The sequence below is a fragment of the Thioclava sp. ES.031 genome, from assembly GCF_002563775.1.
Taxonomy (GTDB): Bacteria; Pseudomonadota; Alphaproteobacteria; order Rhodobacterales; family Rhodobacteraceae; genus Thioclava.
Map to the genome: position 1 here is coordinate 2,546,658 of NZ_PDJO01000001.1, position 20,686 is coordinate 2,567,343.

General features: G+C 65.2%; 22 protein-coding genes. 8 read left to right on the plus strand and 14 right to left on the minus strand.

The features are described from left to right. Positions 1-53 precede the first annotated feature (53 nt). From AXZ77_RS12135 to AXZ77_RS12160, 6 genes are all read right to left on the minus strand, one after another. Positions 54-2,057: an acetyl/propionyl/methylcrotonyl-CoA carboxylase subunit alpha gene (locus AXZ77_RS12135; protein ID WP_098411338.1), complete on the minus strand. Its 2,004-nt coding sequence runs from the start codon at positions 2,055-2,057 to the stop codon at positions 54-56. 152 nt (positions 2,058-2,209) lie between these two features. Next, complete coding sequence (locus tag AXZ77_RS12140; RefSeq protein WP_098411339.1) at positions 2,210-2,416, minus strand: hypothetical protein; 207 nt, start codon at positions 2,414-2,416, stop codon at positions 2,210-2,212. Positions 2,417-2,765: 349 nt separating this feature from the next. After that, entirely contained in the window at positions 2,766-3,158 is a 393-nt protein-coding gene (locus tag AXZ77_RS12145) for a hypothetical protein (protein WP_078601828.1), read from the minus strand. Between the two features lie 63 nt (positions 3,159-3,221). Further along, positions 3,222-3,542: a hypothetical protein gene (locus AXZ77_RS19390; RefSeq protein ID WP_141536270.1), complete on the minus strand. Its 321-nt coding sequence runs from the start codon at positions 3,540-3,542 to the stop codon at positions 3,222-3,224. 484 nt (positions 3,543-4,026) lie between these two features. Further along, the gene (locus AXZ77_RS12155) at positions 4,027-4,548 is read right to left on the minus strand and encodes a DUF6497 family protein (protein WP_255266488.1); all 522 of its coding nucleotides are present in this window, start codon (positions 4,546-4,548) and stop codon (positions 4,027-4,029) included. Between the two features lie 8 nt (positions 4,549-4,556). Further along, entirely contained in the window at positions 4,557-6,089 is a 1,533-nt protein-coding gene (locus AXZ77_RS12160; protein WP_098411340.1) for an acyl-CoA carboxylase subunit beta, read from the minus strand. A 235-nt stretch (positions 6,090-6,324) separates the two neighbouring features. On the opposite strand from AXZ77_RS12160, the gene AXZ77_RS12165 reads away from it, so the two are divergent. After that, positions 6,325-7,719: a short-chain fatty acyl-CoA regulator family protein gene (locus tag AXZ77_RS12165; RefSeq protein ID WP_078571732.1), complete on the plus strand. Its 1,395-nt coding sequence runs from the start codon at positions 6,325-6,327 to the stop codon at positions 7,717-7,719. Positions 7,720-7,780: 61 nt separating this feature from the next. Here the strand turns inward: AXZ77_RS12165 and AXZ77_RS12170 are convergent, their stop codons facing one another. Continuing rightward, the gene (locus AXZ77_RS12170) at positions 7,781-8,026 is read right to left on the minus strand and encodes a YdcH family protein (RefSeq protein WP_078522858.1); all 246 of its coding nucleotides are present in this window, start codon (positions 8,024-8,026) and stop codon (positions 7,781-7,783) included. A gap of 71 nt (positions 8,027-8,097) precedes the next feature. Then, complete coding sequence (locus AXZ77_RS12175) at positions 8,098-8,679, minus strand: thermonuclease family protein (protein ID WP_369679778.1); 582 nt, start codon at positions 8,677-8,679, stop codon at positions 8,098-8,100. A gap of 149 nt (positions 8,680-8,828) precedes the next feature. On the opposite strand from AXZ77_RS12175, the gene AXZ77_RS12180 reads away from it, so the two are divergent. Further along, the gene (locus AXZ77_RS12180; RefSeq protein ID WP_098411342.1) at positions 8,829-9,212 is read left to right on the plus strand and encodes a DoxX family protein; all 384 of its coding nucleotides are present in this window, start codon (positions 8,829-8,831) and stop codon (positions 9,210-9,212) included. 1 nt (position 9,213) lies between these two features. Here the strand turns inward: AXZ77_RS12180 and betA are convergent, their stop codons facing one another. The 3 genes from betA to betI all read right to left on the minus strand — a co-directional run bounded on the left by betA (position 9,214) and on the right by betI (position 13,001). After that, complete coding sequence (gene betA, locus AXZ77_RS12185) at positions 9,214-10,869, minus strand: choline dehydrogenase (RefSeq protein WP_098412538.1); 1,656 nt, start codon at positions 10,867-10,869, stop codon at positions 9,214-9,216. 102 nt (positions 10,870-10,971) lie between these two features. Next, on the minus strand, positions 10,972-12,423 hold the full coding sequence (gene betB / locus AXZ77_RS12190) for a betaine-aldehyde dehydrogenase (RefSeq protein WP_098411343.1): 1,452 nt from the start codon (positions 12,421-12,423) through the stop codon (positions 10,972-10,974). Then, complete coding sequence (gene betI, locus AXZ77_RS12195) at positions 12,420-13,001, minus strand: transcriptional regulator BetI (protein WP_098411344.1); 582 nt, start codon at positions 12,999-13,001, stop codon at positions 12,420-12,422. Before betI ends, betB begins: the two co-directional genes overlap by 4 nt. 114 nt (positions 13,002-13,115) lie before the next feature. Here betI and AXZ77_RS12200 point away from each other — a divergent pair, with 114 nt between their 5' ends. Genes AXZ77_RS12200 through choV form a run of 4 tightly spaced genes read left to right on the plus strand, consistent with a single transcriptional unit; the run spans position 13,116 to position 16,644 of the window. After that, positions 13,116-14,060 (plus strand): choline ABC transporter substrate-binding protein, encoded by a 945-nt coding sequence (locus AXZ77_RS12200; protein WP_098411345.1) that lies wholly within the window; start codon positions 13,116-13,118, stop codon positions 14,058-14,060. A 35-nt stretch (positions 14,061-14,095) separates the two neighbouring features. Beyond that, positions 14,096-14,740 carry a hypothetical protein gene (locus AXZ77_RS12205; protein WP_098411346.1) on the plus strand — a complete coding sequence of 215 codons (645 nt, stop codon included), beginning with the start codon at positions 14,096-14,098 and terminating at the stop codon, positions 14,738-14,740. 18 nt (positions 14,741-14,758) lie between these two features. Further along, complete coding sequence (choW, locus tag AXZ77_RS12210) at positions 14,759-15,595, plus strand: choline ABC transporter permease subunit (RefSeq protein ID WP_078522866.1); 837 nt, start codon at positions 14,759-14,761, stop codon at positions 15,593-15,595. Next, positions 15,592-16,644: a choline ABC transporter ATP-binding protein gene (gene choV / locus AXZ77_RS12215; RefSeq protein WP_098411347.1), complete on the plus strand. Its 1,053-nt coding sequence runs from the start codon at positions 15,592-15,594 to the stop codon at positions 16,642-16,644. Before choW ends, choV begins: the two co-directional genes overlap by 4 nt. Positions 16,645-16,760: 116 nt before the next feature. On the opposite strand, the gene AXZ77_RS12220 is transcribed toward choV, so the two are convergent. Further along, positions 16,761-17,666 carry a DMT family transporter gene (locus AXZ77_RS12220; protein WP_255266489.1) on the minus strand — a complete coding sequence of 302 codons (906 nt, stop codon included), beginning with the start codon at positions 17,664-17,666 and terminating at the stop codon, positions 16,761-16,763. A 54-nt stretch (positions 17,667-17,720) separates the two neighbouring features. Further along, the gene (locus AXZ77_RS12225) at positions 17,721-18,332 is read right to left on the minus strand and encodes a LysE/ArgO family amino acid transporter (RefSeq protein ID WP_098411348.1); all 612 of its coding nucleotides are present in this window, start codon (positions 18,330-18,332) and stop codon (positions 17,721-17,723) included. 95 nt (positions 18,333-18,427) lie between these two features. On the opposite strand from AXZ77_RS12225, the gene AXZ77_RS12230 reads away from it, so the two are divergent. After that, positions 18,428-19,282 carry a LysR family transcriptional regulator ArgP gene (locus AXZ77_RS12230; RefSeq protein WP_098411349.1) on the plus strand — a complete coding sequence of 285 codons (855 nt, stop codon included), beginning with the start codon at positions 18,428-18,430 and terminating at the stop codon, positions 19,280-19,282. Positions 19,283-19,418: 136 nt separating this feature from the next. Then, positions 19,419-19,754: a cupin domain-containing protein gene (locus AXZ77_RS12235; RefSeq protein ID WP_098411350.1), complete on the plus strand. Its 336-nt coding sequence runs from the start codon at positions 19,419-19,421 to the stop codon at positions 19,752-19,754. Between the two features lie 10 nt (positions 19,755-19,764). Here AXZ77_RS12235 and AXZ77_RS12240 read toward each other — a convergent pair whose 3' ends face one another. Next, positions 19,765-20,538, minus strand: a complete 774-nt coding sequence (locus tag AXZ77_RS12240; RefSeq protein ID WP_098411351.1) for a transglutaminase family protein — start codon at positions 20,536-20,538, stop codon at positions 19,765-19,767. Positions 20,539-20,686 lie beyond the last annotated feature (148 nt).

Genomic DNA, 20,686 nt, shown 5'->3' on the forward strand with positions numbered 1-20,686 from the left:
GTGGCGGGGTGAGCCGGTCGCCCGGCCTCCCTATGCCACGGCGCGGGCGTCACTTATTCGAACTCCATGATGATGTCGTCGACGGCAAGGCTCGCGCCCGCCTCGGCGTTGATCTTCTTCACGGTGCCCTTCTTCTCGGCGCGCAGGATGTTTTCCATCTTCATCGCCTCGACGGTGGCCAGCGGCTGTCCTTCCTGCACTTCCGCGCCTTCCTCGACCGAGATCTTCACGACGAGACCCGGCATCGGGCAGAGCAGGAATTTCGAGGTATCCGGCGGCAGTTTCACCGGCATCAGCTGTGCAAGCTCGAACTGGCGCGGCGTGCGGACATGGACCTTCAGATCGGCGCCACGCACCCGGATGCGGAAGCCCATCGGGATCTTGCCGACTTTCAGCACCAGCGGCGCCCCGTTCACGGTCAGCTCGGCCAGCGGGTCGCCCGGCGTCCAGTCGCTCTCGACACGCATCTCCTCGCCATCCTCGAAGATAATGGTGGAGCCATGGCGATCCGCGTTCACCTTGAGTTTGAAATCCTCATCCTGCAGCGAGACCGCCCAATCCACGCCGACCTTGCGTTCATGGTTGCCGAGCGTGCCGGAGATCTTCGTGCGCCGGATCTCGGCCACGCGCTCCATCGCGGCGGTCGCGGCCGCGACCTTGCGCAGCATCCCCGCGTCCAGCGTCACACCGTTGAACCCTTCGGGATATTCCTCTTCGATGAAGGCGGTGGTGATGTTGCCGGTCACGAAGCGCTCGTGATCCATCACCGCGGCACAGAACGGCAGGTTGTGACCGATGCCCTCGACCTCGAACATATCGAGCGCAAGACGCATCTCTTCGATCGCCTCGCCACGGCTCGGCGCCCAGGTGCAGAGCTTGGCGATCATCGGGTCGTAGAACATCGAAATCTCGCCGCCCTCGAAGACGCCGGTATCGTTGCGCACGATGCCGCCCGAGGCGGTCTTGCCTTCCACCGGCGGGCGGTAGCGGGTCAGACGCCCGATCGAGGGCAGGAAGTTGCGATAGGGATCTTCGGCATAGAGGCGGCTCTCGATCGCCCAGCCGTTGATGCCGATATCTTCCTGTTTCATCGGAAGTTTCTCGCCATCGGCGACGCGGATCATCTGCTCGACGAGGTCGATGCCGGTGATCAGCTCGGTGACCGGGTGTTCCACCTGAAGACGGGTGTTCATCTCGAGGAAGTAGAAGTTCTTCTCCCCATCGACGATGAATTCCACCGTGCCCGCGCTGCAGTAATCCACCGCTTTCGACAGGGCCACAGCCTGCTCGCCCATCGCCTTGCGCGTCTCAGGGTCGAGGAAGGGCGACGGCGCCTCTTCGATGACCTTCTGGTTGCGGCGCTGGATCGAGCATTCGCGCTCGTTCAGGTAGACGCAGTTGCCGTGCTTGTCGGCGAGCACCTGAATCTCGATGTGGCGCGGTTGCGTCACGAATTTCTCGATGAAGATACGGTCGTCGCCGAAGCTGTTCGCGGCCTCGTTCTTCGAGGACTGGAAGCCCTCGCGCGCCTCATCGGCGTTCCACGCGATGCGCATCCCCTTGCCGCCGCCACCGGCGGAAGCCTTGATCATCACCGGGTAGCCGATCTCGTCGGAGATCTTCACCGCTTCCTCGGCATCCTCGATCAGCCCCATATAGCCGGGCACGGTCGAGACGCCCGCCTCTTTCGCGAGCTTCTTCGAGGTGATCTTGTCGCCCATCGCCTCGATCGCGCCCGAGGGCGGGCCGATGAAGGCGACGCCCTCTTTCTCCAGCGCCTCGGCGAATTTCTTGTTCTCCGACAGGAAACCGTAGCCCGGGTGAACCGCCTCGGCGCCGGTCTGGCGGATCGCGTCCATGATCTTGTCGATCACGATATAGGATTGGTTCGCCGGGGGCGGGCCGATATGCACCGCCTCATCGGCCATCTGAACATGCAGCGCCTGCGCATCGGCATCGGAATAGACGGCGACCGTCTTGATCCCCATCTTCTGCGCCGACTTGATGACGCGGCAAGCGATCTCGCCACGGTTGGCGATCAGGATTTTCTTGAACATGTCAGGCCCTTCCCTTCCGGTGCGGGAGGGGCATCCCCCCGCCCCGCGTGTCGTGTTCATGATGTGAGACAAAAGAAAAACCGCCACCGGGGCGTGCAGCCCCGATGGCGGTCGGATAGCGATCGGACGCGGCGAAAGCCGCGCGGATGTGCTTAGTAGGAGCGGGTGCAGACGCCCGCGTCGTCGCAATACGTGCCTGCGAGCGCGCCGAGGGCCGCACCGGCGACGATGTTGTTGTCGGTCGCATCCGCGATGACCGCGCCGCCGGCCGCACCGGCAAGGGCGCGCTGGCCGTCGGTTTGCATGCAGCCTGCGAGAGCGAGGCCGGCAACGAGAAGAAGGATCGGGGTTTTGCGCATGGGAAACTGCCTCCAATAGCGGTTATGATTGGACACAAGTTTATCGCGGCACCGTGAAAAGCCAACGGCGAAAACGCGAGCTGAAGCCCCATAGGCAAGCAATCGCCAGTCCCCGTCGCAGCTATAGGTCGCGCCCCTTGACCCCCTAGAGAAAAAAGCTGCGGCCCGACCATAAGATCAGGCCGCAGGAATAGGGAAGGGGTAGGGATATTACGCAAGTCGCGGGTGTTGGGGACAGTACGACTTGCCCGCTCAATGTGACCGCGCGCACCGGCGATTGCAAAGGCGAAATCCCTGCAATTCCGAGGTTCGGCGGCATGCCGCCATTTCGCGCAGGACATCAGCGAAATCATGCCCAATCCTCATCCTCGTCATCATCGAAGGCGAAGGCGTCGGGATCGGCGAAGACCTCCGGGAAGGAGGCTTCCGCGCGTTTCACGTCGATTTTGAGAAGCGCCTCGTAGCTTTCGGGATCGAACGGATCCTCGGCGGCCACCACCTCGCGCCCGAAGAGCCAGCTCAACCTGCCCGCATCGAGATTGCCGCGCTCGAACGGCTCTTCGCCGAACTGCGCCCAGAGCGCGGCCATGAAGCCGGCATCGGCCTTGCGATCGCCATGGCCGCGATCGGCAAAGCGTTCACGCCGAATGAGTTTCGTCGCGCCCTTCTTGTTGGCGCGGCGAATGGTGAATTGATAATCCGTCGAGGGTAACCGCGACGGGAAACCGCGATGCTTCAGCATGACGCGCCCTCCCCTTTGAAGTTGCTGGGACGGCGCGTGCTGAGCGTTAGCGGTGCAACGCTGTTACCCGCGCGTCGGGTCGTTCGGAGTTCTGGTTGGCTGACGCGTCGATCCGCCACGCGGCTCGGGCACGCATTCGGCCGGTCGCTGCGTCGTTGCGGCCGTGGCGGTCTCGAGCGGTCCGCACTCAAGCGGACAGTCGGGTACGGAGGCCGGATATTGCGAGTCGACAAGCCGTCCGGTCGGTCGGCAGGAGCCGCCAACAGGGCCGCCATATTTGCCGGTATAGACCGGCTCCACGGTGACCGGTGCAGGCTCCGGCTTGGGCGCACAGCCCACAAGCAGGGCCGCGCAGGCCATTGCACCCAGAGAAATTCGAACCATTTCACTCTCCCCCATTCTTTGTTGGAATGGTTAGGAGCATATTCCAAAAAGCAAATTTCCGCTAGGTAAACCTGTGACGTATCGCAAAACGCCACCTCTCCCGCAGGGATCGTGGGGGCAAGGCGACGGCTGCCGCCCCGCCCCGCACGCAGATTATTTGTACTTGCCGGTGTAGGTCGGCTCGGTGGTGACGGCCACCGGCGCAGGCTCGGGCTTGGGCGCGCAGGCTGCGACGAAGGCCACGAGGCCAAGCGCGATGAGAGCTTTCGACATGTCGTTCTCCTGTCCAAGGGGGCGCCCGCCCCGATCTCGGCGAGGTCCGGCACGACCCGTTTCAATGAGGGGACCGAAATTGCTTTCCCCAAGGACAGGTTAGCCCGCAAACCCCGCTCACGAAAGCGCGATTTCGCCGTGAGCGGCCGCGCCTGCGCGCGCCCCGGCATCATGCCCTCCAAGCTGTGATCTGCGGATCCGGCCAAAGCCATCAGAAAAACTCCCAAACGCAGTTTCCGTCCTCGACGGAAAAGCTGTCGAAATATTGCACCACCTCGGGGGCGGCATCGCCGAACGGCACGATCTGGTCCGACAGGCTCACCATCACCTGCGCGGGTTCCGGACCGGGCTGCGGCAGGCGCGGCACCACCCACCCGTTGCACAGCGCCTCGATATCCTTCAGCGCGATATCGGAGGAAAGCGGACTGCGCCCTCCGATCTGCGGCGCGAGGAAGCGAAAGCGATAGGTCAGCCCGTCCGGCCCGGCCTCGTTGTGGATCACGTCGATCCACCAGACCTTCTGCCCGGACGGGACCGGGATCTCGTTGCCCTTGGTCCCCTCCGGCCCATCGCCCGGCCCCAGATCCTCACCCAGATTGCCCGGATGCATCACCGCCCCGTAATCGGGCACCGGGGTCACCTCCCGCAGCTCCTGAGCCGGCGCCGGAGACGCCAGCACCATCCCGGCGAGAGCGCCGGGCAAGAGCGTCGTGATCCTCGGCCTGCCCGTCATGCGCCTCCTCAGAGCGGGATGTTGTCGTGCTTCTTCCACGGGTTGGACAGCTTCTTCGAGCGCAGCGCCGCAAAGGCACGGGCCACCCGGCGACGCGTCGAGCGCGGCTGGATCACCTCGTCGATGAAGCCCTTCTCGGCCGCCACGAACGGGTTCGCGAACCGGTCCTCGTAATCGGCGGTGCGCTTGGCGATCTTCTCGGGTTCGCCCAGCTCCGAGCGGTAGAGAATTTCGACCGCGCCCTTGGCGCCCATCACCGCGATTTGCGCAGTCGGCCAGGCGTAGTTGAAATCGCCGCGCAGGTGCTTGGAAGACATAACGTCATAGGCCCCGCCATAGGCTTTGCGAGTGATGACGGTGACCTTCGGCACGGTCGCCTCGCCATAGGCGAACAGGAGCTTCGCGCCGTGCTTGATGACGCCGTTATATTCCTGGCTGGTGCCCGGCAGGAAGCCCGGCACGTCGACAAGCGTCAGGATCGGGATTTCGAACGCGTCGCAGAAGCGCACGAAGCGCGCGGCCTTGCGGCTGGAATCGATGTCCAGACAGCCCGCCAGCACCATCGGCTGGTTCGCAACCACACCGACCGTCTGCCCTTCGAGACGGATGAAGCCGGTGATGATATTGCCCGCGAAATCCTTTTGAATCTCGAAGAAATCCCCCTCATCGGCGATCTTCAGGATCAATTCCTTCATATCGTAGGGGGTGTTCGCGTTCGACGGCACCAGCGTGTCGAGCGACGCCTCGATCCGGTCCACCTCGTCGAAGAAGGGCCGCACCGGGGCCTTCTCGCGGTTCGACAGCGGCAGGAAGTCGATCAGGCGGCGGGTCTCGAACAGCGCCTCGACGTCGTTCTCATAGGCGCCATCGGCGACCGAGCTTTTCTTGGTGTGGGTGGTCGCGCCGCCCAGCTCCTCGGCCGTCACATGCTCGTTCGTAACCGTCTTCACCACGTCGGGGCCGGTGACGAACATGTAAGACGTGTCCTTCACCATGAAGATGAAGTCCGTCATCGCGGGCGAATAAACCGCACCGCCGGCACAGGGGCCCATGATGAGGCTGATCTGCGGCACCACGCCCGAAGCCATGATGTTGCGCTGGAACACGTCCGCATAGCCCGCAAGCGAGGCCACGCCTTCCTGAATCCGCGCACCGCCCGAATCGTTGATGCCGATCACCGGCGCACCGTTCTGCACCGCCATATCCATGATCTTGCAGATCTTCTCGGCATGGGTTTCCGACAGCGAGCCGCCGAAGACCGTGAAGTCCTGCGAGAACACATAGACCATGCGCCCGTTCACGGTGCCCCAGCCGGTAACGACGCCGTCGCCATAGGGCTTGCTCTCTTCCATCCCGAAATCGGTGCAGCGATGGGTTTTGAACATGTCGAACTCTTCGAAAGAGCCCTCGTCGAGCAGCAATTCGATCCGCTCGCGCGCGGTCAGCTTGCCCTTCTTGTGCTGCGCCTCGATGCGTTTCTCGCCGCCACCAAGGCGGGCTTCGTCGCGCCGATGCTCCAGCTCCTTCAGGATGTCTCTCATGAGGGTCCTCCGCATAATTTCCCGGCACACTATTCCGAACGCAACAATCTTACAAAGGGGATTCGAGAAAATTTGCAAATAATTGGCAAGCAACGGATAGCGAATTGCATAACTGCGAAGCCCGCCATCACTCGCAGCGTATCTCCGATTGCTCCCGCGACGCCGCCTCAGACTCGGGAAAGTTTGACGGCGAATGTTTGCAAAGCTACAAATTCATTTGCAAAGGGAGGGGCAGATGGCGACTCAGAAACTCTATGCCGGTGTGAAACTGCGCGAAACCCGCACGCGGCTCGGCCTGACCCAGAAAGCCTTCGCAGAACGGCTCGGCGTGTCGCTGCCCTATCTCAACCAGATGGAGAACAACCACCGCCCGGTCTCGGCGCAGGTCGTGCTGGCGCTGGCGAGCGAGTTCGGGCTCGACGTGACCGAGCTCTCGGCGGGCGATGCGGAGCGGCTGGTCTCGGACATGCGCGAGGCGCTGGCCGACCCGATCTTCTCCGATGGCGCGCCGCCCTTGGCCGATCTGCGGCTCGCGGCGTCCAATGCCCCGGCGCTGGCGCGGTCCTTCCTCGAGTTGCACCGCGCCTATCGCCAGACCCATGAACGCCTCGCCTCGCTCGACGAAGCCCTGGGCCGCGAGGGCGCGCAAACGGTGGTCTCCCCCTGGGAAGAGGTCCGCGACTTCTTCCACTATTGCGACAATTACATCGACGCCGTCGACCGCGCTGCCGAACGCTATTCCTGCCGCGATGGCAACCGGTTGGAGCCTATTCCTCATGCGATCGATACCCTCGCGAAACGGGGCATCGACGTGCAGTTTTCCGACATTTCGCAACTGCGCGAGCGTGACGGCAATCGCCTTCTGATCAACGCCCATGCGGGCCGCCCGACGCAGGCCTTCCAGCTGCTTCATCAAGTGGCGCTGCTAACCCAGAACGACCTGCTGGAGGCCACGCTCGACCTCGCGCGCTTCCAGTCCGACACCGCCCGCGCGATCGCCAAGATCGGCCTCGCCAACTACTTCGCGGGCGCGGCGCTGCTGCCCTACCGCCCCTTTCTGGAGGCGGCGCAGGACACGCGCCACGATCTGGAGCGGCTCTGCGACATCTTCACCGCCTCGACCGAGCAGGTCGCCCACCGGCTTTCCACCCTGCAGCGGCCCGGCGCGAAGGGCATCCCCTTCTTCTTCGTCCGCGTCGATCAGGCCGGCACGATCACCAAGCGCCACTCCGCGACCCGGCTGCAATTCGCCCGGTTCGGCGGCGCCTGCCCGCTCTGGAACGTCCACCAAGCCTTTGAGACGCCGACGAAATTCCTGCGCCAACTCGCCGAGACCCCCGATGGCGTGCGTTATCTCTGCCTCGCGCGCGACGTCTCGAAATCGGGCGGCAGCTTCACCGCGCCCGTGCGGCGTTACGCGATCTGTCTGGGCTGCGAGGTGAGCCACGCGAAGGGGCTCGTCTATGCCGACGATATGGAGCTCGGCAACCCCAAGGCCTACCAGCCGATCGGGATCTCCTGCCGAATCTGCGAGCGTAAGGACTGCCACCAGCGCTCGGTTCCGCCGCTGGAACGCCGCCTGCATGTCGATCCCGACCATCGCGGTCTTCTGCCTTACGACATCGCATAGAAAAACGCCCCGGGGCCGAAGCCTCGAGGCGTCTCACCAAAATCACTCGTTACCCTACAACTCAGGCGTCGGCGGTGCCCAGCATCCGCGCGATCTCATCCTTCACCGCGGCGCGTTGCTTGCGCAGGTCGGTCTCGGCCAAGCTGTCCATCGGCTCCACATTCGTCTCGGCCCGGTGCACGCGATCGTTGAGCGCGTCATAATCGTCCAACAATTTTGCAAAATGCGCGTTGGAGATTTTCAACTCGTGAATCCGGTCGAGTTGCGTGGGGAATTCTTCTTGCAGCGTGTGCGGCGTATTGGCCATGTCGCTCCCTTTCCTTGCTGTCGGACCGACCCTAGACCACCGCGACTCGCGCCACATTGATGCGTATCAAATCAGCCGCCCGCGCGACGCCATCCTGCGGATTTTGCCTCGGCTTCCGAGCAGAACCACCGCTCGCCCTTGGCCTCGTTGATCCGCGTGGCCGCATAAGAGCGCGTGCCCGGCAGGTGATAGAGCCGCCCGCGCCCGGAAATATTGCCTTTGATCGCGCAATTTCCCGGCGGATTCTGCATCTTGGCCGCTGCACGGACCTCTGCGGGGCGCTCTGCCGCGCCCTGCCAGACACCGAGGCCCGCGCGCCGCGCCCGGTCCTCCTGCGACACATAATCGCGCGAATATTTCCGATAGGCGAAGGCCGCCCCGCGCGCGACCATCTCGGCATTCAGGTCGCGCCCGCCTGCCCGGCAGACCGCGATCAGCCGCCCGTAGCGATCTTCCTCATCGCCCGAGCAGCGCACCCCCTGCCCCGCGAGCCGCTGCAGCTCCGCCGTGGCCGCCCGTCCGCAGGCCCAGCGCACGCCCTGCGCCGTCTTGCAGCTTTGCTTCGCCTCCGGCGCGTCGATCCCGAAAAGCCGCACCCGCGTGTTCTGGACCACCAGCGTATCGCCATCGACGACGCGCGGCAGGCCGCTCACGGTCGCCGCCGAGAGCTGCGACGCGGCGGGCACCGCCAGAAGAACGAGGAGTGAACAAATCCTTAACACACCCCAGATATCGGCGGAACTGATCTCGCACGCAACAGATTTCGTAGCTGAATGGTAAACGCGAAACTTGGGAGTCCCACATGTCCGACGCGCTCAACCTGATCGGCCGCATCCTGATCGCTCTGCTGTTCTTCGGCGGCGCGGTTCAGAAAGTCAGCGACCCGCAGATGGTGGAGGAGATGATCGGCTGGCTCGGCCTGCCCGGCTGGCTCGTCTGGCCCGTGGCGCTGTTCAACCTGATCGCGGCGCTCGGCCTGATCTTCGGCCCGAAGGTGCGGGGCTGGGCGCTGATCCTCGCCGCCTATTGCATCTTCACCAGTTGGTTTCACTGGCAGCTGCGCGCCGACCCTTGGCAGGTGACGATCTTCGTGAAGAACTGGGCGATCGCAGGCGGGCTCTTGATCCTCGCAGCGCAGGGGCCGGGGCGCTATGCCCTCAGCACCCTGCGCCGCGAGGGCCGTTAACTCAGCGCTGCGCCACCTGCCAGTTCGGCGCGATCCACGGCTCGAGATTCTCGCGCGCGAGCGGCGCGCGGCCCAGCAGGTGATCGGCCATCTTCTCGCCCACCATGATCGAGGGCGCGTTGAGGTTGCCATTGGTGATCCGCGGGAAGACCGAACTGTCGGCGACCCGCAGCCCCTCCACCCCGATCACACGCCCTTCGGGATCGACGACGGCGCTCGGATCGTCCGCCGCCCCCATCTTCGCGGTGCCGCAGGGGTGATAGGCGCTCTCGGCATGCTCGCGGATGAAGGCGTCGATCTGCTCATCCGTCTCGACCGCAGCGCCGGGCTGAATCTCGTGCTTCACATGCGCGGCCATCGGTCCTTGGGCAAAGATCTCCCGCGTCAGCCGCACGCATTTGCGGAACTCGGCCCAGTCGTCGGGATGGCTCATATAGTTGAACTTGATCTCCGGCTTGGCCTCGGGATCACCCGAACTGAGCCGCACATGCCCGCGCGATTTCGAACGCATCGGCCCGACATGCGCCTGGAAGCCATGCCCCTCGGCGGCGGCCTTGCCGTCATAGCGCACCGCGATCGGCAGGAAGTGATACTGAATGTCCGGGTAGTCGATCCCGGCATCCGAGCGAATGAAAGCGCAGCTCTCGAACTGGTTCGACGCGCCGAGCCCACCCTTGGTGAACAGCCACTGCGCACCCACACGAGCCTTGCCGTAGAGGTTCCAGTATTTGAACAGCGTCACCGGCTGTTTCGCGGCGAATTGCATATAGATCTCAAGGTGATCCTGCAGGTTCGCACCCACGCCGGGGCGATCCGCCAGCACCTCGACACCATGGTCGCGCAGATGCTCCGCCGGGCCCACCCCCGACAGCATCAGCAGCTTCGGCGTGTTGATCGAGCTCGCGGCCAGCACGACCTCGGAGCTCGCCCGGACCACCTCGATCTGCCCCTTGCGCTTGATCTCGACGCCGACAGCCTTCTTGCCTTCGAAGACGACGCGCCGCGCCAGACCGCGCACGATCCGCAGCTTGCCGGTCTTGAGCGCCGGGCGCAGATAGGCGTTGGCCGCCGACCAGCGACGCCCCTTGTAGATCGTGGCCTCCATCGGCCCGAAGCCTTCCTGCTGCTGGCCGTTGTAATCCTCGGTCACCGGGTAGCCCGCCGCCTTGCCCGCCGCGACGAAAGCGTCGAACAGCGGATTGGCGCGCGGCCCGCGCGTCACATGAAGCGGCCCCGAGCGGCCACGCCATTCGGTCTCTTCGCCGCCATGCCAATGCTCCATCCGCTTGTAATAGGGCAACACATCCGCATAGCCCCAGCCGGTTGCGCCGCTTTCTTCCCAATGGTCGAAATCGCGCGCATGGCCCCGGACATAGACCATGCCGTTGATGCTCGACGACCCGCCCAGCACCTTGCCGCGCGGGGTCGCCAGACGCCGCCCGCCCAGATGCTCTTCGGGTTCCGACTGAAAGCCCCAGTCGTAGATCCCCATATTCATCGGATAGCTCAGCGCGCCGGGCATCTGGATGAACGGCCCCGCATCCGAGCCGCCATGCTCGATCACCACGACGTCGCGCCCCGCTTCCACGAGCCGGTAGGCCAGCGCCGAGCCACCCGAGCCTGCGCCTACGATCACAAATTCTGCCGAAACACTCATCTTCATCTGGCCTCAAATACTCCGGGGGTCGCCGTTTGGTGCGCCATCGGTCCGAGGACCAACCGGCGACGGGCAGCGCCCCCAGCCGCCCCAAATTCGAACTCAGTAAGGGCTCTCGACCGGTCCCATGCCGACATAGACGGATTTGAGCTGCGTATAATGCTCCACCGCCGCGCGGGAATTCTCGCGCCCGAAGCCCGATTGCTTCACCGCGCCGAAGGGCATTTCCACCGGCGTCAGGTTATAGGCGTTGATCCATGTCGTGCCCGCCTGCAGCCGGCCGACCACGCGGTGCCCGCGCGCCAGATCGCCGGTGAACACACCCGCGGCGAGACCGAACTGCGTGTCGTTGGCCCGCGCGATCGCCTCTTCCTCGGTCTCGAAATCCAGCACCGACATGACCGGGCCGAAAATCTCCTCGCGCGCGATGGTCATGTCGTCGGTGACATCGGCGAAGACCGTGGGCTGCACGAAAAGCGGCCCCTCGTTGCCCGCAGACCCACCGCAGACCAGCCGCGCGCCTTCGGATTTCGCGCTCTCGACATAGGACATCACCTTGTCGAACTGCGCCTGCGAGATCAGCGGGCCGAATTGCGTCGCCTCATCGAGCGGATCGCCCGCGACGATGGTCTCGGTGCGCTCTTTCAGCCGGGCGAGGAATTGCTCCTTGATGCCCTTCTGCACGAAGACCCGCGTCCCGTTCGAGCAGATCTGACCCGAGGAATAGAAATTCCCCAGCATCGCCGCGCCGATCGCGCTTTCGATATCGGCGTCGTCGAACACGATCATCGGGGATTTGCCGCCCAGCTCCATCGTGACGTGCTTCATCCCCGCCGAGGCCGCCTGATAGACCTTCGCGCCCGTCGGCACCGAGCCCGTCAGCGAGACTTTCGCGATACGCGGATCTGTGGACAGCGCCGCCCCCACCGGACCGAAGCCCTGCACCACGTTGAAGATGCCCGCGGGCATCCCGGCTTCGATGAAGATCTCGGCGAGCTTCAGAGCGCCCAGCGGCGTCATCTCGGAAGGCTTGAACACCATCGCGTTGCCGGTCGACAGCGCGGGCGCGGATTTCCAGCAGGCGATCTGGCTGGGATAGTTCCACGCGCCGATGCCCGCGCAGACGCCCAGCGGCTCGCGGATCGTATAGGCGAAATCGCCACCCAGCGGCATCGTCTCGCCGGTCAGCGTCGGCGCGAGACCTGCGAAATATTCCAGCGCCTCGGCCCCCGAGGGCCAGTCGGCCTCGCGGGTTTCCTGAATCGGCTTGCCGGTGTCGAGCGTTTCCAGCTGCGCCAGCTCCTCGGCGCGTTCGCGGATGATCGCGACGGCACGGGTCAGGATGCGGCCGCGCTCGACCGGGCGCAGCGCGGCCCAGTCCTTCTGCGCTTCCATCGCCCCCGAAATCGCGGCGTCGATCACCGCAGGGGTCGCCGCGTGCAGCTTCGCGATCACCTCGCCGGTGCCGGGATAGGTGACGATCAGCTCGTCGCCATCGGTGTCTTCCATCCAGTCGCCATTGACGAAATGGCTCGCTTTCGGCTGTGCCCTCATTGGTGGACCTCCAATTCCTTTTCCAGATGCGCCAGCACCAGATTGCAGGCGGCCTCCCGGTCGGGATCGCCCGCGACCAGCGCCGCGCGGATGTAGACGCCGTCGATCAGCGCGCCCAACCCCTCGGCCACGGAGCCCGCCCGGTCGCCGACCAGCGGGCGCAGCCCATGCACGAGGTTCGAGCGCAGACGGCGCTGATAGATATGCAGCAGGCGCCGCGCATCGGCGCTCGACTGCGCGAGCACGTAGAAGTTCAGCCACGCGGCGATCGCCTCGTGCCGGAACGATCCCGCCGCGAAGGAGCCCATCACAACCGCGCGAACCCGCTCCTGCGGGGTCTGCGCCATCGCCATCGCGCCGCGCACTTCGGCACCGTAAATCGACAGGATCGAGCGCATCGCGGCGAGGAAAATCCGGTCTTTCGACCCGAAATAATGGTGTGCCAGCGCCGAGGACATGCCCGCGCGCCGGGCGATCTGAGCGACCGTCACATCCAGCGATCCCGCCTCGCCCACTGTCTCAATGGTGGCTTTCACCAAGGCAGCGCGGCGTATAGGCTCTGCTCCAAGCTTGGGCATCGTGCGGGCCTCCTTCGGGTCGTTTGCTTGTATGTCGGGCTAAGACATGTTTATTGACTCGTCAATCAATAACCGCATTCTGCGGTTTCTTGACGTTGTGATAGGGAGAAAAATATGACGTTTCGTTCCACGCTCCTCGCGCTGAGTGCGGCGCTCTCGCTCGGATTGGCAGGCACCGCGCCCGCTCAGGCCGCCGATTGCTCGAAAGTGACCTTCTCCGATGTCGGCTGGACCGACATCACCTCGACCACCGCGGTCGCGACCACGATCCTCGAAGCCCTCGGCTACGAGACCGACACCAAGGTGCTCTCGGTTCCGGTGACCTACGAAGCGCTATCGAAAGGCGATGTCGACGTGTTCCTCGGCAACTGGATGCCCTCGATGGCCGCCAATGTGGACCCCTACACCAAGGACGGCACGGTCGAGACGCTCGGCACCAACCTGACCGGCGCGAAATACACGCTCGCGACCAACGCCGCCGGCGCCAAGGCCGGCATCAAGGACTTCTCCGACATCGCCAAACATGCCGACGAGCTGGACAACCAGATCTACGGCATCGAGCCGGGCAATGACGGCAACGCGCTGATCCTCGACATGATCGACAAGGACGCGTTCGGCCTGAAGGACTTCGACCTGAAGGAAAGCTCCGAGCAGGGCATGCTCGCGCAGGTCGCGCGCGCCGATAAGGCCGACAAGCCGATCATCTTCCTCGCGTGGGAGCCCCACCCGATGAACTCCAACTTCGACATCACCTATCTCTCGGGCGGCGATGACTTCTTCGGCCCCGACTACGGCGGTGCGACGGTCATGACCAATGTCCGCGCGGGCTATGTCGACGAATGCCCGAACCCGGGCAAGCTCGTGTCGAACCTGAAGTTCACCCTCTCGATGGAAAACGAGATCATGGGCAAGATCCTCGACGACGGCGAGGACCCCAAGGATGCCGCGAAGGAATGGCTCAAGGCCCATCCCGAAACCTGGCAGGCCTGGCTCGAAGGCGTGACCACCAAGGATGGCGGCGACGCGCGTGAAGCGGTCGAGAAAGCGCTGAACTCGTGAGCCTTTGGGCAAAACCTTCGCGCGGGCGGCAGGGCATGACCCTCCGCCGCCCCCGTGCCCCTTCGGTCCGCGCCCTCACCGGCGCGGCCCTTCTCTTCGCGGGGATGATCGCAGCTCCCCTCGCCCCCGCGCACGCCGCGGATTGCCCCGACACCGAGGCCCTGCACGCGGCGGGCGTCACGCTCACCCGCAACACCCCGAAAATGGCGCAGGCCTATCGCTACGAGAACGGCACGCTGACCTCCTACCGGGTCGACGATCCCGAGCTCGGCCGCCCGCCCAAGCGCGAGCGCTACGACCATCCGCTGGCGGTGAGCCTTCAGGAAATGGACGGGCGCAGCTTCGCGCTCATCTATGACGACGACCCCGCACGGCTCGACCAATTGCCGCAACTGGGCAACTGGCGCACCCCGGTGAGCCTGAAAGTCGACGGCGAGACCAAGGATCGCGGCACCATCTCCTACGCCTATCGCGGCACCGGCTCGGTGCAGATCGGTGCCTGCCGCTACGATGTCTGGCAGGTCGTCGAACGGATCGCGATGGGCAAGCTGCGCACCGCCTTCCTCAAGGAATTCTCTCCCAAGGCCGGGCTGGTCCTGCGCGTCACCAAGCTCGACCCCGAAACCGGCAAGGCGCAATCGCAAGTCGCCTTCGACCGCATCGAGACGCGCCAGAAATAACAAACCGCAAGGACAGCTATGAACTGGTTGACCGAAACCAAAATTCCCGTCGGCAAGACCGCCAAGATCGTGATCGACTGGCTGCAGGACCACGCCGCACCGCTCTTCGACGCGCTCTCCGTCGCGCTGAAAGCCCTGATCGACGCAACGCTCTGGGTGCTGCAAGGCCCCCCGCCCCTTCTCGTGATCCTCGCCTTCGCGGTGATCGCCTACCTGCTGCAACGCAGCTGGAAGATTTCGCTGCTGGTGATCGTGGGCTTCCTGTTCATCCTCAATCAGGACTACTGGGAGGAGACGACCGAGAGCCTCACCCTCGTGATCGCCGCCTGCGTGGTCTGCATGGGGATCGGGGTGCCGATCGGCATCGCCGCCGCCCACCGTCCGCGCCTCTATGCGGTACTGCAACCGGTCTTGGACCTGATGCAGACGCTGCCAGCCTTCGTCTACCTGATCCCGGCCATCGTCTTCTTCGGCATCGGCATGGTGCCGGGCCTGATCGCAACGGTGATCTTCGTGCTGCCCGCGCCGATCCGCCTGACCCATCTGGGCGTCTCCTCGACGCCGGACACGCTGACCGAGGCCGCCCAATCCTTCGGCGCCACGAAAAGCCAGCTGCTGTGGAAGGTCGAGCTGCCCTATGCCACGCCGCAGATCATGGCCGGTCTGAACCAGACCATCATGCTCTCGCTGTCGATGGTCGTCGTGGCCGCTCTGGTGGGCGCGGACGGGCTTGGCGTGCCGGTCGTGCGCGCGCTCAACACCGTGAACACGGCGCTCGGCTTCGAGTCCGGCTTCGTGATCGTCGTCGTCGCCATCATCCTTGACCGCATGCTGCGCCGCGGAGGTTCGAAATGACCCAGACCAAAGCCAAAACCGCCGTCAAATTCGACAATGTCTCCATCGTCTTCGGCGACCGCCCGCAAGAGGCGCTGCCGATGATGGACGAAGGGCTCTCGCGCCCCGAGATTCAGGAGCGCACCGATCAGGTGCTGGGCGTGCATGATTGCTCGGTCGAGGTACCCGAGGGCGAGATCCTCGTGCTGATGGGCCTCTCGGGCTCGGGCAAATCGACGCTCCTGCGCGCGGTGAACGGGCTAAACCCGGTCGTGCGCGGGCAGGTCGAAGTGCATGACGGGGAGAACCTCGTCGACGTCACCCATGCCGATCCCGCCACCCTGCGCCGGATGCGCCTGACCAAGATCGCGATGGTTTTCCAGCAATTCGGCCTGCTGCCCTGGCGGACCGTGCGCGAGAATGTCGGCCTCGGCCTCGAACTCGCGGGCATGAACAAGGCGGAACGCCGCAAGAAGGTCGACAGGCAGCTGGAACTGGTGGGCCTGTCGGACTGGGCCGACCGTCAGGTGGCCGAGCTTTCGGGCGGTATGCAGCAGCGCGTGGGCCTCGCCCGAGCGTTTGCCACCGACGCGCCGATCCTGCTGATGGACGAGCCCTTCTCCGCGCTCGACCCGCTGATCCGCACCAAGCTGCAGGACGAGTTGCTGGAACTGCAAACCGAACTCAAGCGCACGATCATTTTCGTCAGCCACGACCTCGACGAAGCCTTCAAGATCGGCAACCGGATCGCGCTGATGGAAGGCGGGCGGATCGTGCAATGCGGCACCGCGCGCGACATCATTGCCAAGCCCGCCAATGGCTATGTGGCCGATTTCGTGGCCCATATGAACCCGCTCGGCGTGCTCACCGCCGAGGACATCGCCGATCCCGTCGGCACGCCGACCGGCGACGCCACCGGCGCGCCGATGCCCGCCGACGCGCCCGTGCGCGACGTGATGGAGCGGCTGCGCTACGAGCCCGCCGTGCCGCTCACCGATGGCCGTGTCGTGACCCGCGAGGGCGTCATCACGCGGCTCATCGACCCCCAGCGCAGTGCCGAGGCCAGCTGAGGGACGCTTCGCGGAGGATATTTTGACCAAGCCGAAACCAAGGCGCGCGCGCCCCTTCGGCTTGGCTCAAATATCCCCGCCGGAGGCATCCGACATTTCAAAAAAGTGCCGCGCCGTCAGATCTTGGTGGCAGGCGCGGGCGGCGTCACCCGGCGTTTGAGCTGCGCCTCGCGGAAGGTCATGTAGCTCACCGCGCCGATGATGATCGCGCCGCCCAGGATCACGTAAGGGTCGGGGCGCTCGCCAAAAAACGACCAGCCCGCAATCGCCGCCCAGACCAGCTGCAGGAAGATCACCGGCTGCGTCACCGTCACGGGCGCCGCGGCGAAGGCCCGCGTCATGCAGTAATGCCCGCCGGTGGCGAACACCGCGACCGCGCCCAGCCAGAGCGTCTCGGACAGCGTGATCGGCTCCCATTTCCAGATCGCCACCGGGGCGAGCGCGACGGTCACCACCAGCGTCATCATCGCGACCACCGTGCCCGCGGGCACGTAATCGGTCAGCCGCTTCGCCGCGAGATAGGCGCCGCCGAAGAACAGCGCCGCGCCAAGCTGGGCGAGATGGCCCGGCTCGATCGCGCGCATCCCCGGGCGCAGGATGATCAGCGCCCCGATCAGCGCGACGATCACCGCCGTCACGCGCCGCCAGGCCAGCCCCTCACCCAGCAGGAGCGCGCCGCCGACCGTGACGACAATCGGGTTGAGGTAGTTGATCGCAGTGACATCGGCGATCGGGATATTGCTCATCGCGAAGAACCACAGCCCCACCGCCACCGCATGCAGCGCCCCGCGCAGCCCGAACAGCGCCCAGACCTGCGGCGGGAAGTTCTGGCGCAGGATGCGGGCCAGCGCGGGCGCGAAGAAGATCAGCCCCCACATGAAGCGCACGAAGGCCGATTGCGCGGCGGGCACCTGATCGCCCAGCCAGTGGACGATGATGTTCACCATCACGAAACAGGCCGTGGTGGCGAGCATCCACAGGATGCCGATCAGCGGTTTATTGGGTTTGTCTTGCGCGGTCATGACCCCTCTTGGACGCTGGTTCGGCACCGCGCGCAAGGGGCGGTTTTGTGTCGGTTATAATGCGCCCGCGGCGAGCTTCCAGGCGATCGAGCCCATCAGCACCGCGATCAGCGCATCGAGCACGCGCCATGCGCTCTCCTTTGCGAAAAGCGGCGCCAGAAGCCGCGCGCCATAGGCCAGCGCGAAGAAGAAGAGGAAGGAGGCCACGATCGCGCCCGAGGCGAAGCTGATCCGCGCGCCTGCGAACTGCGCCGAGACCGCGCCCAGAAGCACCACCGTATCGAGCCAGACATGCGGGTTCGCCCATGTGAAAGCGGCCACCGTCACCAGCACGGCGCGCAGGGACGGCGCGCTGCCTGCGCTCGGGTCGAGATGCTCGCCGCCCCGGATCGCCGCCAAAGCGGAGCGGATCGCATACCAGCTGAGAAAAGCGACACCGCCCCAGCGCAGCGTCTCCGGCAGCCATGGCAGCGCCGTGGAGGCGGCGGCGAAGCCCGACACGCCGAGCGCGATCAGCACCGCATCGGAAAGCGCGCAGAACAGCGCCACCGCGAAGACATGCTCGCGCCGCAGCCCCTGACGCAGCACGAAAGCGTTTTGCGCGCCGATCGCCACGATCAGCCCGAGCCCCAGTTTCAGCCCTGCCCAGAATGCCACCAATTCCATCCGCCTCACCCCCAGTCTGCTCGGAGACGCTTCTCAGTGCCGGGGCGTGCGTATAAGTTCAACTTAATTAAACTAACTCTGTATAAGTAAAACTTATGTTCGACTATGCCGCGCTGGATGCGCTCGCCACCGTGATCGAGACCGGAAGCTTCGAAGCCGCCAGCGCCCGGCTCGGGGTGTCGCAATCGGCCGTCTCGCAACGGGTCCGCCAATTGGAGGAACGGATGGGCGCGGTTCTGGTGATCCGCGCCACGCCCTGCCGCGCGACCGAGGATGGCGCGCGGCTGATCGCCCATCTGCGCGAAGTGGCGCTTCTGGAGACCGAGCTTGCGCCCTCCGAGACCCCGCCGGTTCTGCGCATCGCGGTGAATGCGGACAGCCTCGCGACATGGGTGCTGCCCGCGCTGGCCGAGGTCGAGGGCGTGCGCTTCGATCTGGTGATCGACGATCAGGACCATTCGGCGGGGCTGCTGCGCCGGGGCGAAGTCGCGGGCGCGATCACCGCCGACGAGGGGCCGATTGCGGGCTGCGACAGCGTGAACCTCGGGCGGCTGCGCTATATCGCGACGGCGAGCCCGGACTTCGTCGCGCGTTATTTCCCGAACCGGATCGACCGGCACGCCTTGCGCGCGGCCCCTGCCCTGCAGTTCAACGCCAAAGATCGGCTGCAGGACCGCTGGGCCTCGATGATCGCGGGCATGCCGATGGGGCTGCGCGCGCATCGTATCGGCTCGACCGAAGGTTTCGTGGAGGCCTGTCTGCGCGGCATGGGCTGGGGGCTGAACCCCGAGGCGCTGGTGCGTGCGCATCTGGAAAGCGGCGCGCTGGAACGGCTGGGCCCGGCGCCGATCGACGTGCCGCTCTACTGGCAGAGCGCAAGGCGGCTGAAAGCCCCGCTCGCGCCTCTGACCAAAGCACTGCGGCAGGCGGCGAAAGCGGTGTTGCTGTAAGGGGGGCGGAAACAGGGCGTTGCGCGCGGCTCCATCTGGTCAGAGCGACTCCCCCGCCTGAGCGCGCATTGCCCGCGGCCTGCGCGGCGCGCATAGTGACGCATGTCCCGCAGGCCCGTCAGGAGGAGAGGCGCCCATGGAGCTACCCGATTTCATTCAGGCCTTCCCCGCCCTCGATCTGCCGTTTCCCGAAGATCAGGTGCGCCGCCACGCGATCCGCTCGGAGGCGGGGCTGGTGGTGTTCCTGCACTTCCTCACCGATTTCGACCTGCCGCCCCATGCGCATAAGGCTCAGTGGGGCACGGTGATCGAAGGCGAGGCGGAGCTGACCATCGCAGGCGAGACCCGCGTCTATCGCCCCGGTGACAGCTACAACATCCCCGCGGGCGCGGAACATTCGGCGCGGCTCAAGGCCGGGACGAAGGTGATCGACGCCTTCGAGGAGGCCGATCGCTATCCGCTGAAAGCCTGAGGAAAGGCACTCAGACCCGGATCACCGAGACGCTCTGGTTAATCAGCATCGCGGGCGCCTGCGATTCCATGAAGGCCACGTCATAGGCATCGCGCCCCACCGCGACCAGCGCCATGTTCTCGGCCCCGCACATGCCGGTCGCATCGACCATGTGCCACGCGCCATCGAGCCAGACCTCGGCCACGGCATGGAAATCCTGCGGCCATACATCCGGCCCGTAGGAGGACGCCATCCGCGCCGGAATCTGCGCCGCGCGCACCATCGCGCAGAACAGATGCGCATAGTCGCGGCACACCCCTGCCCGGCCCGCGAAGGTCTCGAGCACATTGGTGTCGCTGTCCGACGCGCCGGGCACGTAAGAGAGGTTCTTCTCGATCCAGTCGCGGATCGCGGCGACTTTCGCCCCGCTCTGCAGATCGCCGAAACGCTTGCTCACGAAGGACACGAACTTGTCCGACTGCACGTAGCGCGAAGGCCGGATATAGGGCGCGGCCTCGGCGGGCAGTTCGTGCAGCTGTGCCGCCCGCATCTGGGTGAGGTCGATCGCCGGACGCGTGATGTCGATCACCGCCTGATAATGCAGCGTCATCTGCGTGCCGACCTGCGCCCAGATACGCTCGCCCACGCCGCAATCGCCCGCGATCCGACCCACGCTCGCATCGCCGAGATTCATCGACGCGCTGACGATCTCCTGCCCCGGAGCCTGCGCCGCTTCGAGCACCAGCGCGACCGTATTCGGCTGCGGGAACTGGTATTGCATCTGCACGTCGACCGAAATGCGCATGGCGGCTCCTTCTCTCGGGATTCAGGTGGTGTCACTGGGATGGAGCGCGCCGCGTAACAGAGACACGTCGGTGGGGAAAGGGGGGCGCCGAGGGTTTGGTTCCCTATCGCGCGGCGGAAAGCCGAACCCGCTGGAACGGGCTGGTCGT